Annotated in this window: 17 protein-coding genes and 1 tRNA gene; all 18 read left to right on the forward strand. The window is 60.9% G+C overall.

Annotated elements, in window-relative coordinates; genetic code table 11:
• Window position 1 precedes the first annotated feature (1 nt).
• The 18 genes from THIARS_RS13665 (at window position 2) to THIARS_RS13750 (ending at window position 15,373) form a co-directional block, all read left to right on the forward strand.
• On the forward strand, window positions 2-1,018 hold the full coding sequence (locus tag THIARS_RS13665) for a class I SAM-dependent methyltransferase (protein WP_094161366.1): 1,017 nt from the start codon (window positions 2-4) through the stop codon (window positions 1,016-1,018).
• Window positions 1,019-1,042: 24 nt separating this feature from the next.
• The gene (locus THIARS_RS13670; RefSeq protein WP_094161367.1) at window positions 1,043-1,690 is read left to right on the forward strand and encodes a LysE family translocator; all 648 of its coding nucleotides are present in this window, start codon (window positions 1,043-1,045) and stop codon (window positions 1,688-1,690) included.
• 166 nt (window positions 1,691-1,856) lie between these two features.
• On the forward strand, window positions 1,857-2,714 hold the full coding sequence (locus THIARS_RS13675) for a TIGR04325 family methyltransferase (protein ID WP_094161368.1): 858 nt from the start codon (window positions 1,857-1,859) through the stop codon (window positions 2,712-2,714).
• Between the two features lie 113 nt (window positions 2,715-2,827).
• Window positions 2,828-2,904, forward strand: a tRNA-Asp gene (locus THIARS_RS13680).
• 275 nt (window positions 2,905-3,179) lie between these two features.
• Window positions 3,180-3,662, forward strand: coding sequence for a hypothetical protein (locus tag THIARS_RS18350; RefSeq protein ID WP_141202423.1), 483 nt, complete (start codon window positions 3,180-3,182; stop codon window positions 3,660-3,662).
• Window positions 3,663-3,738: 76 nt separating this feature from the next.
• Window positions 3,739-4,092, forward strand: coding sequence for a MerR family transcriptional regulator (locus THIARS_RS18355; RefSeq protein ID WP_141202424.1), 354 nt, complete (start codon window positions 3,739-3,741; stop codon window positions 4,090-4,092).
• A 101-nt stretch (window positions 4,093-4,193) separates the two neighbouring features.
• A complete protein-coding gene (locus THIARS_RS13685; RefSeq protein ID WP_245845922.1) occupies window positions 4,194-4,517 on the forward strand; it encodes a DNA primase in 324 nt (107 codons plus the stop codon).
• A 56-nt stretch (window positions 4,518-4,573) separates the two neighbouring features.
• Complete coding sequence (locus THIARS_RS13690) at window positions 4,574-5,998, forward strand: DUF3987 domain-containing protein (RefSeq protein ID WP_186436680.1); 1,425 nt, start codon at window positions 4,574-4,576, stop codon at window positions 5,996-5,998.
• 722 nt (window positions 5,999-6,720) lie between these two features.
• Window positions 6,721-6,984 carry a hypothetical protein gene (locus THIARS_RS13695; protein ID WP_141202425.1) on the forward strand — a complete coding sequence of 88 codons (264 nt, stop codon included), beginning with the start codon at window positions 6,721-6,723 and terminating at the stop codon, window positions 6,982-6,984.
• Window positions 6,981-7,691: a MarR family transcriptional regulator gene (locus tag THIARS_RS18360; RefSeq protein ID WP_141202426.1), complete on the forward strand. Its 711-nt coding sequence runs from the start codon at window positions 6,981-6,983 to the stop codon at window positions 7,689-7,691. The genes THIARS_RS13695 and THIARS_RS18360 overlap by 4 nt, the downstream gene beginning before the upstream one ends.
• A 768-nt stretch (window positions 7,692-8,459) precedes the next feature.
• The gene (locus THIARS_RS13710; RefSeq protein WP_186436681.1) at window positions 8,460-10,199 is read left to right on the forward strand and encodes a type IV secretory system conjugative DNA transfer family protein; all 1,740 of its coding nucleotides are present in this window, start codon (window positions 8,460-8,462) and stop codon (window positions 10,197-10,199) included.
• 345 nt (window positions 10,200-10,544) lie between these two features.
• Complete coding sequence (locus THIARS_RS13715; protein WP_094161374.1) at window positions 10,545-11,237, forward strand: hypothetical protein; 693 nt, start codon at window positions 10,545-10,547, stop codon at window positions 11,235-11,237.
• Window positions 11,238-11,275: 38 nt separating this feature from the next.
• A complete protein-coding gene (locus tag THIARS_RS13720) occupies window positions 11,276-11,728 on the forward strand; it encodes a DUF6573 family protein (protein ID WP_094161375.1) in 453 nt (150 codons plus the stop codon).
• 201 nt (window positions 11,729-11,929) lie between these two features.
• Window positions 11,930-12,924 (forward strand): IS630 family transposase gene (locus tag THIARS_RS18365; protein ID WP_141202427.1). Its coding sequence is split into 2 segments (ribosomal slippage): window positions 11,930-12,395 and window positions 12,395-12,924, totalling 996 coding nucleotides; the frame shifts between segments, so codons are not numbered across the junction.
• Between the two features lie 74 nt (window positions 12,925-12,998).
• Complete coding sequence (locus tag THIARS_RS13735; RefSeq protein ID WP_094161378.1) at window positions 12,999-13,361, forward strand: type II toxin-antitoxin system RelE/ParE family toxin; 363 nt, start codon at window positions 12,999-13,001, stop codon at window positions 13,359-13,361.
• Between the two features lie 5 nt (window positions 13,362-13,366).
• On the forward strand, window positions 13,367-13,699 hold the full coding sequence (locus THIARS_RS13740) for a helix-turn-helix domain-containing protein (RefSeq protein ID WP_094162138.1): 333 nt from the start codon (window positions 13,367-13,369) through the stop codon (window positions 13,697-13,699).
• A 141-nt stretch (window positions 13,700-13,840) separates the two neighbouring features.
• On the forward strand, window positions 13,841-14,896 hold the full coding sequence (locus THIARS_RS13745) for a DNA cytosine methyltransferase (protein ID WP_094161379.1): 1,056 nt from the start codon (window positions 13,841-13,843) through the stop codon (window positions 14,894-14,896).
• Between the two features lie 21 nt (window positions 14,897-14,917).
• On the forward strand, window positions 14,918-15,373 hold the full coding sequence (locus tag THIARS_RS13750) for a very short patch repair endonuclease (protein ID WP_094161380.1): 456 nt from the start codon (window positions 14,918-14,920) through the stop codon (window positions 15,371-15,373).
• The last annotated feature ends 14 nt before the right edge of the window (window positions 15,374-15,387 follow it).

Below are 15,387 nucleotides of genomic sequence, written 5' to 3' on the forward strand. Positions count from 1 at the left end.
CATGACAACCGAAGATCTCAAAACCCAATTCCGCCAGCAATCTCAGGCAGCCCTCAGTCTCGACATCGCCTATATCGGCGTGGTGAACGGCCTGTTCAGCGCCTTGCATCGGCTGGGCCGTTCGACGCCGCAGGCGCTGGCGCAGGCTTCGTCCATGGACGAAGGCTATGTGCTGCGATGGTGTGACGCGGCGTTTGCGTTCGGCTACCTCGACGCGGATGGGGAAACCTTGACACTGACCCGCATGGGCGAGGCGATGCGCCCCGATGCGCCCGATACGCTCATGCCCATGGCCGTGCAGTCCGTGTTGTCGGCCCATATGGCCGAACGCGCGGCCGGCCTGATGCGGACGGGTGAACGGCCGGGCGAATCGGTCCTCGCGGAGCGTGCCACCGTCTTGCCCTGGTTTGGCCCCATGCTCGAGGCCAGTTTCGGTCCGCTGTTCGAGCACACCATCTGCCCCGCGATTTCGGCCTTTGCCGAGGTTGACGCGCGCGGTGGGCTGGCTGTGGATCTGGGTTGCGGCAACGGTTGGTACCTGCGTGCCCTGGCCCGGCGCTGCCCAAAGCTGCGGGGTCTGGGGCTCGACGGTTTTGCCGAGAACATCGCCCAGGCCACCGCGCGAGCCGCCGCCGAAGGGCTGGAGCGTCGCTTGGCGTTCGAAACGGGTGACATCCACGATTTCAAACTGGACGAAGCCGCGGATCTCATTGCCATGAACCGCGCCTTGCACCATGTCTGGGAGAAAGACGCCGCCGGGATCTTCGCCTGGCTGCGTGACCACCTGAAGCCCGGCGGCTATGCGGCCATCTGGGAGCCGGCATGGCCTGACGACCGCCAGGCGCTGCGCGATCCGGCCCGCAAGGGGCTGACCTTCCAGAACCTGAGCGAGCACATCCAGGGTAACCATTTGCTGCGTCCGCAGGACATCGCCGACGCTTTCGCCAAGGTCGGCATGCGCGCCCGGATCCACCTGTTCGCAGGCGGCAACGAGGCTATGGTGGTGGCGCAGCGCTGAGGTTTGCTGCGTCCCGGAGCATCCATGCCGTCCTGGTCCGTTTATACGTTGTTCGTCGGCGTCGCGCTGGTCGCGGCCTTCACTCCAGGGCCTGCCGTGATGCTCGCGATTCACAACGCCATGCACTTTGGCTGGCGCCGCGCCCTGTGGTCGTCGCTGGGCAATATTTCGGGTCTTCTCGGCCTGGCGATGCTGAGCGCGGTCGGCGTCAACGCCTTGCTGCAGGCTTCCGAATGGGCGTTCACCATGGCCAAGCTGGTCGGGGCCGCCTACCTCATATGGCTGGGGGTTCAGCAATGGCGCCGCGCGGGCGATGCAGCGCGCCAGACGGTGGATGGGCCGGAACCGCCGATGCGAAGCGCGCAGAAGCCGCGCGAACTGTATCTCAAAGGTCTTGGCGTGGCGCTGACCAACCCGAAGGCGATTGCGTTCATCACCGCCTTGTTTCCCCAGTTCCTGGATGCCGCGCGACCGATGCTGCCGCAGTACCTTGCCCTGACGGCCACCTTCATGGCCATCTCGTTGCTGACGCTCAGCACCTACGCCGGCTTCGCCGTGTTCACCCGCAGGCGACTGAGCCTGTGGTTCGGCTCGGGCTGGCCACAGCGGGTTTCGGGCACGGTGTTTTGCGTTTTTGGCCTGGGGCTTCTGCGCCTGCATCGGACCGTCTGAGCGATCTTCTCGCATCAGCCGCCTTGCTGCGGCAACGGGCCGCCACGGCGCCGCCGACGGTCAACCGGGACGGTATCTGGCCGAACCCATGCGCATGCCCCCGAAATGATGGATATTGCAACAGCCAGGGTCAACCTACGATCGGTGCCGGTTTCCGGGAGGCATCATGGTTCTGTTCGAACGCGCGCACCATTGGCTGGACCGCCTGACGACTTTGCCAGGTCTGCGACAGGCTTGCGCAATCCGGTACGAGCGGCGATTTGCGGGCAATCGCCGGGAAAACCTGTTTCGCGGCGTTTATGACAGCTTCGAGGCTGCCGCCGCGACGGCCCCTGCCGCAAGGCCGCTCGGCTACGACAATCCCGACTCGGCCCTGATGTACCGCGACCGCATCCAGCGCGTCTATCCCAGTGACTACCCTGTTCTTTTCTGGCTGCAGTGGTTGTTTGCGCAGGGCTGCACCCATGTGTTCGAGTTGGGTGGGCATATCGGAATCAGCTATTACGCCTACCAGCTGGTGATGTCTTATCCGGATGCGTTGCGCTGGGTGGTGTCCGATGTTCCGGCCGTGATGGAGCGAGGAACGGCCTTCGCGCGCAACAAGGACGGCCTCGGCAAATTGTCGTTCGACGGCGATTTTTCCCATGCGGCCGAAGCCGACGTCCTCATGGCTCTCGGCGTGTTGCAGTACTTGCCCGAAACCCTGGCGCAGCGACTCGCTGGCCTGCCGCGCTTGCCGCCCCATCTCATCGTCAACCTCACCCCCTTGCACGCAGAGCGCGGCTATTTCACGTTGCAGAGCATCGGCACCGCGTTTTGCCCCTATCGGATCGACGTGTTGCAACGGTTCATCGATGGATTCAAGGCTCTGGGCTATACCGTTCGCGATGCCTGGATCAATCCGGAGAAGTCTTGTGAAATCCCCTTCCATCCCCAGCACAGTCTTCGCCACTACCACGGCTTCTATTTGCGCCGCGATGATGCCGATGGCGCTTCAAGCTCGCGGAATCGCCTTGACAGATGAATCATCTTCACTTTATAGTTACCGTTTGCTGTTTGCAGAAAGCTTGGCACGGGCGGGCGGTTTCGCTGGCTCCGGTTTGAAACGCCGAGCATCTGCATGCAAATCCGGAATCTGGAGTGGTAGTTCAGTTGGTTAGAATACCGGCCTGTCACGCCGGGGGTCGCGGGTTCGAGTCCCGTCCACTCCGCCAAAAAATACAAGTAAATCAATCAGTTAAAAAACCCCGCCATTGAGCGGGGTTTTTGCTTTTGGGCCTTCCATGAGGCTTTCATTCCCACTGGATTCCCACAGGTTCATTCCGTTTACCGTTGTCTCTCGCTTTACATCCCACTGGGTTCCCATTCGTCGGTTGATCGGCCGAGCGGCCAGATAAATCATTAGCTGTGATGTGACTGAGCTACGGCATTCTTCCTAGAAGTTCATTCTGGCTTGACAACGGTCTATTTTTATGGGAGATTTCATCCCATGCAGCGAAAATTTTTCAACTGGCTGATGTTTGCGAGCACCGATTGGGTCGCTCGCGGTCGGGGTTGCGGTTCGAAAAAGACTCCTGCGAGGGTGACGGCGATTCTTTTGCTCGCACCAGTCTGCGTTTGGCCCGCGAACGAAATAGCAGGCCTACTGGGCGCCCAGATCGTTACCCTGATGATTTTGCTTTTGCTGGGTGGAATCGGTCTGGGTTACGCAATGCGTCAGGTGAGTGTCAAGCTGGCAGTACAGCGCAACGCAGTCGCGACAGCAGCGTCAAGAGCGTCGACACTGGTATCTCAAATTGCTCGCGCCATCGCGTTATCACTTCACAGCCTTGCGATCGCCAAGACGCTATCAACGACAGCCTTGCAACGTGCATGGAAGCCGAGGCCTTTGGCTTCTTTGGGGGCGCGTGCAATCGCGACCTTGGGCATCACGTCTCGACTGCTCCCTACGCCGATCTTTACCCGCGCTTAGCGGGCATAGGCTTACTCCCCTCCACGCCTGCTGAGTCTCCTGTTCCACAGGGGGGTGTCTCCGTCGGAGCGCCCTAATGCAGGCAGATCAGGATCTCACGATCCGCACCAATTTTGAGTTTCTCACGGTCGCGGAGCATGCGCGTCAATTACGTCGCAAACCGCAAACCATCTACAACCGAATCAGCCAGGGCACGTGGCCCGTCAAAACAGTCCTTGTCGGTGGACGACGCCTGGTTCCGCGCCTGGAACATGAGCGATATATCCAGCAGCTGCTGATCCAGGCTGGCATTGCGCTGCTGGTTTGTGGGTCTGAGCCATCTATTTCTGTGGCTGGAAACGAAAATAGCGCGAGTTCGGAGAACCCCAAAAAACGCAGGGGCCGTCCGCGCGTTAGCGCCTTTCCGCTCCCAGTGAAAGGGGGCGCATGATGCCAACTGACGCCTTGCTGAGTCGCTTGGACGGCGTGCGACGCACCGGATCTGGGCGGTGGTTGGCCCGTTGCCCAGCGCATGATGATCGTCGCCCGAGCTTGGCCATTCGAGACTTGGGTGATGGTCGGATCTTGCTGCACGACTTCGGCGGTTGCGAGACGGAAGGCGTGCTTGCCGCTATAGGCATGACCTGGGCCGACCTCATGCCGGCAAAGGCCGTCGACCATTACCGCCGGGCAGAGCGTGCTCCATTCCCCGCACTTGATGTTCTTCGCGCCCTTGAATTCGAGACCATGATCGTCGTGGGCGTTGCGGCCGCCATTGGTGTGGGCACACTACCCAACGAAGCTGACCGTCAGCGTGTGCATGTGGCTCATTCCCGAATTCTGGCCGGATTGCGGCTGGCAGGAGGAGGCGTATGAGTGCCATTGCCGAAGCTGACCATAGGCAAGAGGCCATCCGGCGTGGAGCGGCCATATTGGACGATATTGCCGCCGCGTCTGGCCACTACCCAACAGCACGAGCCTTCCCGCGTCTAACGCTGGCCCAAGCCCTGGATCGCGCGCAAGCCATGCTCATGCAACCCATGGGGCGCGGAGGTGGCGACTATCCTGTCGAAGCCCTGGGGCCGCTCGCCGAAGCTGCGCGCGACCTGGCTACTGGAGCACAAGTCGCGCCCGCTATGGCCGGGCAATCCTTGCTTGCGGCCGCTGCCCTGCTCGTGCAGTCCACCGCCAACGTGCGCAGCCTGGATGGGTCCTCAAGGCCCTTGAGCCTGTATTGCCTGACCATCGCCCACTCGGGAGATGGGAAAGACAGTGCTGACCGCCCAGCCCTGCGCATGATCCACGATCACCAGCGCCAGGCAGGTGCTAAGTGGGAGGTTGATCGCGCCGCATTCGAGGAGGCCAAGGCGAATCGCAAAAAGGGTGAACATCCTCCTGACCCTCCAGGCCCAGCGCCTTATCGTCTGGCCTCTGACCTGACGATCGAAGGATTGCGACGCAGTTTCGCGGAGGGTGTGGCCGCACAAGGGATCTACTCGACCGAAGCAGGTGTGGTGCTGGCCGGGCACGCCATGAGTGCGGAGAACCGAACCAAAACAGCCGCCAACCTATGCGGGATGTGGGACCGTGGGCACATCAGCGTGCTGCGTGCAGGTGGTGGCCGCACAGAGCGCTACGGCGTGCGTTTGAGCGCTCACATGCTGATCCAGCCCGCTGCTCTGGGCGACGTGCTGAGCGACGAAACCTTGGCCGGTATCGGCTTCTGGCCGCGTTTCTTGCTGGCCTGGCCTGCGCCATTGGAGCCGCGCAAGTACCAGCCATGGCAACCCGACAACAGCGAAGCGATCCGCAGATACTGGGGCGATTGCGAGCGACTGCTGGCACGTCCCATGCCACTTGATTGTGACGGGTTGCCGGTGATCGAGTTGGACGACCATGCCGCCCAGCACATGGCCGCGTTCTTCGAAGCGATGGAGTCAGAGGGCCGTAAAGGCGGGTTGCGCGACGTGCGCCCCTTCGCCCTGCGAGCTACCGAACTGGCCTGCCGGATTGCGGGCGTTCTGGCGGCATTCAACGGCACGGGCACCATCGACATGGGCCTGGCGAAATGCGGTGCTGAGCTGGCGGCACATTCCCTCGAAAACTGGCAGGCCGCGCTTGCCGGCAGCGCTGACCCCGTGCCTGGCTGGGCCTTGGCCCTTTATCGGTGGCTGGCCACTCGGCGTGATCCAGTGGCGATCCGGGATCTGACCAAACTTGCCCCGGCTAGCGTGAGGCCGCGCAATCGGCGGGATGCGGCCATCGACCTGCTGAAAGTATATGGGCTGGTGGCGATCGACGAAGGCCACGTTGGTGCCTTGGGGGTGGAGTTGGGGGTAGACCATGCGCCCGAGTGACATCGTTCGCGCGGTATTTGGGATGGCCCCACTGGCGGATGTTGCGGAACCTGCGGACGCCCGTATGGGAACTGGCGCGGTAGGTTTGCAGAACTTTGCGGACCGCTGCGGATACACCCCCAGCGGCCCAAATGTCCGCAAATTTCCGCAGCGATCCGCAAACCATTCGACACGCATCGGCGCTGGCGATCCGCAGCATCCGCAGGTTCCGCAGGTTCCGCAGCCCTTCTACAAATGGAGCAACTCGCGCACTCCATGGATGGGAGTCCATCGCACCGCCATTGCACCCGAAGCGATGGAACGTGCCATCGAGTGGCTGAACTGGCTTTCTAGTCAGGGCATCGCGGTGGAAGCGGAGTCCTCTGGAGCATTACACCTATTTGGGCTTGATAGTGCCAGTCATGACGTCTGGCAAGAAGCTCAGGCGTTGGTGATCTGCCATGCAAATGAGTTGCGCGTGGCACTGCAGGCCGAGGTAATGGCTGCAGCGTCGATCCGCAAAGCCGCAGATCCATGTGGAGGCTGTCGACGCTCCCGTCACGGGCGGTGCATCACGCCGACCAGCCTAAATGGTCAAAGACTTATGTGGTGCAGCGAATCAAGCAGGTGCTGGTCAAAGTACAGGAATGCCCAACAGCGCACAAAGCGTAAGGACAGCAAGTGATGGCCACCTGTGACTTCAATCGTACCGAGCCCAATCGAATTTGAAAAAGGACCAAATCATGCAATTCCTCAAGACGATGCAAAGTGTAGGCAACACCGTTGTCCAGTTTCTGGCCGCCGTTTCGTACAGACTCGATCAGATCGAGTTTCGTATCACCCGCCGCGAACAGATCGGCAAGCTTGCCCAGCAGGCTGGTGTACTCGAACTGAGTGACACGCGCATCCTCGCAGCGCTGCGCACACTGAAAACCGAGTACGCAGACCCAGACCCGACGGATCGACACACGGCCAGCCAGCGGTCCCGAGGGGAGGATGTGCAATGAATTTGCCGCACCTGTCCCATCCAGAAATATGGGCTCGCGCCCATGCCAAGCGTCGGCTGGTCCTCGATTGGCTGGCAGGCGGTGAGTGCTATTCAACAGTCCAACATCTGGCCATGTTGCTTGAGTTGTCGCGGCCGACCGTACATGACTTGCTCACGGCAATGGAACGCGACGGCTTGCTTCAGCATGAGTCGGTCGAAGCCAGTAAACGAAAAATCTGGGGTGTAACCCCGCATGGAATCGCACTCGCTTCGGTCGAAAAACCCGGCCCACATTTCGAGCGCGGTCGCGTTTCGGCTGGATTCATTCAGCATCACCTGGACACGCAGAAGGCACGGCTTCAAGCAGAGGCCAATGGCTGGATTGGATGGATGCCTGGCAAGCTTCTCTACGACATCGGCCTCAAGAAAATTCCCGACGCCTTGGCCACCACACCTGCCGGCCAGACCATCGCGATCGAGGTCGAGCGCACGATCAAGACTCCGAAGCGATACGCCGAGATCATCCCTATCACGCTGATGGACGTAAAGGCCGGTCGCTATGCCGCTGTCCATTACATCAGCCCGCAGGGCCATGCTTCCGCGATCTCGCGCGCGCTGCGCCGCGTCGAGAAAGTCAAAGTCGGAGGCGAGACCGTCAAGCTGACCGATGCGCATTTCACGCGTTTCAGCTTTCACGACTTGGCCGAATGGCCGCCATCGCTATGAACAATGTGATGACCATCAGATGTGCGAGGTCACCGACATCGGTCACCGACGGGTATCCCGACAAGGGTGTCGGCATGCCATGTCGGCACGCCCATCGACATGCCCTGCCGACGGGCAGCTCATGTGAGGACAAGGCCAACGGGGGTCGTTCGATTCCGCTGTGCGGCCCCGGTGCTGGACGCACCGGCATCAAGCCTGCGGCTTTCGTCTTTCTGAACGCTAGGGCATTCACCCCCTTGCAAGCGGCCCGGCGGCGCGCGCTTCGCGCCCGCCTACCCCCAAACCAGGCACCGAACGTCATGCCGCGTCGCGGCCTGCCGATCGGTGGTTCTGCTACCGCAGAACTCTCGCACCGTGCGGAGCACGCTGCTCGACCCTGCGCACCTCGCATCGCTTTGCTCGCTGGTGCTGGCTTCTCGCATCGCTCGAAGTGTTTTGCGGGTAGGCGGGCGCGTTCCGCTTCCGCCGGGGGGCTGTGCCCCCGCTGCGCCACCGCCTGCTTGGGCAGGCTTGCGCGGGCGACGCTTTGCAAGTGTGCCCTTGCAAAGCTGCCCGCACATGGCTTGCGGCCCCCCGCACTGCAGTGCGCGTCGCTTGACCTCGGCGCGGCTTCGCCTTGCTCGGCGCTCGCTCCTGCCTGCAGTGGGCCACGCCCTGGACGGGCTTGCCCCGCAGTGATCGCCCGTGGGTCGTCCTGCGGCCAACTAACTACCGACGCGCGGTGCTGGATGCCGGGCTGTCCAATCGCTTTCGATGCTGGAGGCCTTGATGTCTGAATTCTTTGCAAACCTGTTGGCCGACATCCTCGGCTTTATCTGGGCTCATGGCGCCAATCTTGGCGTGCTTGGCGCCTTCATCCTGTTCTGGCTCAGCCTGAAACGAGATCGCTCGACACGATTCACGCGGTTGCTGGGCCTCCTGGCCTTGCTGGCCATCGCTCCCATGGTTTCGGCGGTTGGCCTCATCCTTGTCCAGACGCAATGGTTGCAGCAGCCATGGACACCGACCTTGGGCGAATTCGGGGCCTATCTCGGGCACCTCTGTTTGAGTGTCCTTGTGGCCGTTTTTTGGTTTCGTATCGTCGTGCCCGCCTTCAACAGCTTGACCGCAAGGTTGACGCGACGGACTGAGTTGGAGCGTAATCGCAAGACTGATGTTCGCGAGATCAGCAAATTTTTGCCCGCGAAGGTCGCAGCCTACGATCCACGGAAGTTCATCCGCAAGACGCCAACATGCCAAATTCTGGTTGGCCTTGATGACCACAGAAAGCCTGTGACGATCGCGTATGACGACTTCAGCATCCGACACATCCTGCTCGCAGGTGGAACCCGAAGTGGCAAAGGTGTCGCCGCGCAAATCTTGATTTCGCAGGCCCTGCAACGCGGGGAATTCGTGGTCGTCTTGGATCCGAAGGGTGACGACTGGATGCCCCACGGATTCAAGGTGGCATGCGAACAGGCCAACGTTCCTTATCACTACCTCGACCTGCGCCAGTCTCAGCCCGCTCAGTGCAATCCGTTTTCAGGCTGCAATGTTGAAACGCTGGAGGGGATGTTGATTGGTGGTTTCGGCTTGAGCGAGAAGGGTGAGGCAGCCGATTTTTACCGCTTGGCGGATCGGAAGGCCGCCAGGCAATGCGCCGCTTGGTTGGCCGGTCATCGAGGTGCGACGGCCCGCGACGTGCTTGCGGCGCTGGGGACAGATTGGATTGAGGCTGCCCCAGCATTTCACAGCTACTTGTCGGAGATGGCGGCGCTGGATTGCGTGAACGCAGCATCCGGCGGATTGGACGTCGCATCTGGCGAGCGCGAAGGCGGAATGCTTTACGTGGTCGGTGACATGATCCATTCGGGCATCATCCGTATGCAACGCATGGTGCTGCTCCGTCTGCTGTATCTGGCCAAGAACCGCCGCTATCTGGGCAAAACACCACGCAAGATTCTTGTCTTTGCAGACGAATTCAAAGTCCACATCAGTCGGCCTTTCATGACCAGTCTGGGCGCCTCGGCAGGTTGGGGTTTGCATTGCATCCTGGCTTTCCAGAGTATGCAGGACTTGGCCGATTGCCCACAAGACTTGTCTCCCGAGGTGGTCAAGGGTGCCGTGTCCGAAAACTGCACGATCAAGCTTTCCTACCGTGCTGACGATCCAGATACGGCGGAATGGCTAAGCCGTTCGACAGGTACGGTCCTCGTGGACGACGAGTCGCGCACCATCGAAAAGAACGTTGGCCTCGCCGAGACGGTGCATCCGGTTCGGCGTATCAGCCAGGCCGAACGCCCGCTCGTAGACACGAATATGTTCATGAATCTGCCGAAGGGCTGTGGGGTACTGCGCATCCCCGGTTCGCTGGCCCGATTTGTCTACACCTCGCCGGTACCGACCGAGCGCGGCGATGCCGCGATCACACCCATCGTTGCACAGGCTAGTGTGTATCCGACGGCTGGTGCTGCTGCGATCGACACGGCGCAGCCCGTCTTACAGACTGCAGTTGACCCTCTGCTATAGATTTGCAGATCTCCTATCGAAGCACGCTTTACGCGGGCTTTTTCATGCGCGCTCCACGCGCGTGATGCCGTCCCCTGGCCGTCATGGCTGCTGCCTTGCTTCGCCGGGCGGACGGCTGGCTGCATTCGATCCATCAGGCGGTTGACCGCCAGTTCTGAAGCCGCGGGACTTTCAGTGCCTTTCCGCGCAGTGCATCTGTCACGCCAGCCCATGCGGGCGTGCTGAGCACGGGCTACGCCCTGTCATGCCGTCTGCAGCGCGGCATGCCTTCGGCACCGGTTTGAAAGGTCCGTTTGTGAGCGGCTCCATACCTGGCAGAAACCAACCACCTCGAAGGAGATCACCATGAGTGAAGCAATCCACAACACCCCCGTCCGGCAAGCCCAGTCCGCAGCCCAAACCATTCAGGGCGCTGCCCCGAACCCCGGAGCTTCCAACCCGGCAGTTGAGCAGGACAAAGTTCATGACGCCCGTCAGCGCTTTGCCAGCATCACCGGCCTGCACCTCATCGACAGCGACGTCTCCACCGGATTTGCAGCCTACGGCGACGGCATCAAACGACTTGCGATTTTCGGCGGCAAGCGCACCAAGGCAGATCGCTACAACACTTATTCGACGTGGGAGAAGGCCTTGGAAACCGCTGCCCGCGTCAAGGCGGCTGCTGCCAAGCAGCTTGCTGACAAGGCCACTGCTCGCGAGGCCGAAGCCGCGAAGCCTTGCCCCTTGAAAGTCGGCGATGTGCTGGTGGCATCTTGGGGCTACGAGCAGACCAACATCGACTTCTATCAAGTCACGACCCGCACCGGCAAGCGCGGCGTAACGCTGCGAAAAATTACCTCGCAACGCGAAACCGACGCATGGGAGCAAGGGACATGCGTTCCAGCAGTAGGTCACTTCGTCGGCGAGCCGTTCACTGCCCGATCAAACAGCCGGGGCACTGTGACCCTGGCGAGCTACAAAACGGCTTATCCCTGCGAATACACCGAAGTCGCCGGCGTGCGGCTCTACAAGCCGACGCGCTGGACGAGCTATTACTGATTCCATTCGGCCCGACTGATCCACCAGGAGCACACACGATGAACACGAACACCACCACCGACACCCTGACCGAATTCTTCGGCGAGCCTATTCACACTTACACCCGTGCCCAGGCCATTGAGGACGGCATGCTGATCGACGTCAGTACCACCGCACGAGAGGCGGGCATCGTGTGGCCCGTGGCCGTCACCAGCGCCGCCTGGGGTGATGCAATCGCATGGTCCGACGCGGACGACAGGCGAAAAAAAGGCCGTGCCAGTTGGCAAAGCGAGAGCGGCCGGCTTTGGGATGTGGTCTGGATGGCATCGCATGCGATTCGAGCAGGACTGCGCCATGGCGACGACTGCAGCCGAAATATCCTGTTCCGTGTCCTCCGCATCCCGCGTGATGGGCGAGGAGCGCGGCCGACGCTGACAACATTGAGCTTGCATGTCGGCCCAGGCGATGACCGTCGGCCGGTCATCACGATCATGTTGCCGGGTGAAAGCTGAGACGACAGACCCGCCGATAAAGGTGGGTGGGTCTGTCGTCCCCACGGGCGCAGAGGGTCGATTCTCTTGCGGCATATCTTTCTGAAATATCTTTGCGGTACGCCCAGGCCTGGGCGATGCTATTGATCTTTCCGTAAATCATGACAACCGTTGAGCCGTTCATGCGTTGTACCGATACTTGGCAAGAATTGGGTGCGAAGCATGGCGAGAAAACGATTCGACGAATCGGTGCGGCGACGCTTGCGAGCCGGCCGGATGCTGTTGGCGGGCAAGACGCCTGCGCAAGCGGCACACGCCGTGGGCGTGGCGCGGCAGACCGCGTACACGTGGAAGGCGGTGCTCGATGAAGGCGGCATCGATGCATTGCGAGCGATGCCCACGCGAGGCCGTCCAGCGCGACTGGATCAAGACCAGTTGCAGGACTTGGGGCGTGCGCTGCTGCGACGCCCGACGGAGCATGGTTTCGGCACCGAGCTGTGGACGCTCAAGCGCGTGGGCGTGCTCACCTGGCGCCTGTACGGTGTCAAGTTCGGCCAGACGCAGATCTGGCGCATCCTGGGTGGTCTGGGGTTCTCGGTGCAAAAGCCCGAGCGCCGCGCCATCGAGCGTGACGAGGATGCCGTGCAGACCTGGAAGCGCAAGACCTGGCCTGCGCTCAAAAAAAAGCCAGGCGCCAAGGGCGGCTGATCGTCTTCATCGACGCGTCGGGCCTGAGCGAGCGGCCCACGCGGGTTCGCACCTGGGCGCCCAAGGGCCAGACGCCGATCATCCAGTTCCACTTCAACTGGACCCACATCCCCGTCATCGCCGGCCTGTCGCACACGAACTGCCTGTTCCGGCTGCACGAGGGCTCGATCAAGAAGGAGCAGCACGTCGAGTTCCTCAAGGCGCTGCGTGCGCACTTGAAGCGGCCGCTGTTGATCATCTGGGACGGTCTGAAGGCCCATCGCAGCAAGCTCGTGCGCGAGTATTTGGACTCCACCGAGGGCGCTGTCCAGATGGCATTCCTGCCGCCGTACTCGCCAGACTTGAATCCCGTGGAATACCTGTGGGCCTGGCTCAAGCGGCATGCCCTCGCCAACTTCTGCCCGGCCAACCTCGACGAGCTCAACGTCACCGCCCGCAACAAGCTCAAGAGCGCGCAACACCGACCGTCGATCATCGCGGCGTGCTGGGTCCAGGCCGGCCTGTGGTGATGTCGCCATTTACGGAAAGCTCAATAGAACCTACAGTATCATCTTATACCCGATTGGATCTAAAATAAGTCAAGATGGCGACAACGAAAATTGTTCCAAAGCAACTCATCTGGATTGCATCGAGCAAGGCTGATCTGCTGGCGATGCCGGCGGCTGTGCAAGACACCTTCGGCTATGCCCTGCACATGGCCCAAATGGGCGGTAAGTACGAGCATGCGAAGCCGTTGAGCGGTTTTGGCAACGCAGGAGTGGTGGAGGTGGTCGAGGATTGGAAGGGCGACACCTATCGCGCGGTGTACACCGTGAAGCTGGCAGGCCGTGTCTATGTGCTGCACTGCTTCAAGAAGAAATCGACCAAGGGCATCCAGACGCCCAAGCCGGACATGGATTTGATCGAGTCGCGATTGAAGGCAGCACGCGAACACTTCAAGGGATGAACATCATGAGCACGAAAGTTGAAATCGAAGTTGGATCAGGCAACGTCTATGCCGACCTGGGTTATGACGATGCCGAGGAAATGCGTATCAAGGCTGGCCTCGCAATGAAGATCGGCGAGATCATCAAGCGCAAGCATTACACCCAGATGGAAGCTGCGGCCATCGTGGGCCTGCCGCAACCCAAGCTGTCTGGGTTGCTGCGTGGGCAGTTCAGGGGTATCAGCGAAACCAAAATGATCGAAGTTCTGAATGCCCTCGGTCGTGATGTGCAGATCATCGTCGGCCGGGCTAGTCGCAAGCCGGCTGCGAAGGGGCGCACGACTGTTATTTACGCTTGATCGGATATGCATATAGGCATTTTTCATTCAGGATGCAGCCAGTAGTGATGGGTGGCCGCTGGTGCCTGAGCCCGACGAGAGCAGTATCAACGCCGTGGTCGCACAGTCGCCTCTGTCTCTGTTACCGATGAATAGATAAAAATGAGACCTAATATTAAAAAGGCGGCGTGTGTTGACCTGTTCTGCGGCGCGGGCGGCCTGACGCATGGCTTCGTTTTGGAGGGGGTGCCCGTTGTTGCAGGTATTGATCTGGACCCTGCCTGCCGTTTTCCCTATGAAGCCAACAACCAGGCCAGATTCGTCGAACGTGATATCAGCAAGGTCGCCACCGATGAGTTGAAAGCGCTGTTCGGGGACGCTGACTTCACGATTCTCGCGGGTTGCGCCCCGTGCCAGCCCTTCTCGACCTACGCACAGCGCTACGAGCTGGATGGGAAGGATGGCAAGTGGGGCTTGCTGTATGAGTTCGCGCGTCTCGCTAAAGGCGCCAAACCCGATGTCATCACGATGGAAAACGTGCCCACCGTTGCGAAGCATGAGGTGTTTCATGATTTCGTCGACACCCTGAAGCGACTGGGCTACAAGGTTTGGTTCGACGTCGTCGATAGCTCCCGCTATGGCGTGCCGCAGATGCGGCGGCGCATGGTGCTACTGGCATCGAAGCATGGCGACATCACGATGATCGAACCGACCCACGAGAAACCGAAAACGGTTCGTCAATCCATTGGCCGCTTGCGCCCACTGAGTGCTGGCGAGGCGGCCCCCAGGGACAAACTGCACGTCACCTCGACGCTGTCCGAAAAGAATCTCCAGCGGATCAAAATCTCCAAGCCAGGCGGCACCTGGCGCGACTGGCCGAATTATCTGGTCGCAGACTGTCACCGCGCGGAGAGCGGGCGTACTTACCCGAGTGTTTACGGCCGTATGGAGTGGGACAAGCCAGCCCCGACCATGACCACTCAGTGCTACGGCTTCGGGAATGGCCGTTTCGGGCACCCGGAGCAAGATCGCGCCATCTCATTGAGGGAGGCTGCAATCCTCCAGAGCTTTCCGCGCCACTACGCCTTCGTGCCGGAAGACGGCGAGGTGAGCTTCAAGGCTCTTGGGCGGCTCATCGGCAATGCGGTTCCCGTCGACCTCGGTCGCGCCATCGCGCGGAGCATCAAAGCGCATATCGCATCAATCGCGGCTCAATGACGACCTGACGAAGGTCTGCCGATGCCGCGCATTCAGCCCTCGTCCCCTGAGACCAGTCGCCGCATGGCGAAAGTTCGGCAAAAGGGAACTGATGCCGAGATCGCGCTGCGAAGAGAGCTTTACTGTAGAGGCCTGCGTTACCGGGTCGACTACGAGGTCATAAAGAAACCTCGCCGCGTGGCAGACGTGGCATTTCCGGGGTTGAAGATCGCCATCTTCGTCGACGGGTGCTTCTGGCACGGTTGCCCCGAGCATGCCACCTGGCCGAAGCAGAACGCCGAGTTCTGGCGGAAGAAGATCAAGGCGAATCGCCTCAGGGACGCCGACACGAATTCGAGGCTTCTCACAGTCGGTTGGACGGTACTGCGATTCTGGGAACACGAGTCCCCGATCGAAGCCACGGAAACCGTCGCGCGGATGGTCGCCATGGTCAGGTCGAAGCGCTGCGCTTCGCCTGGCGCACAAGAGAAGAACTGAACAGGAAGATGGCA

Source organism: Thiomonas delicata, assembly GCF_900088825.1.
Taxonomy (GTDB): domain Bacteria; phylum Pseudomonadota; class Gammaproteobacteria; order Burkholderiales; family Burkholderiaceae_C; genus Thiomonas_A; species Thiomonas_A delicata.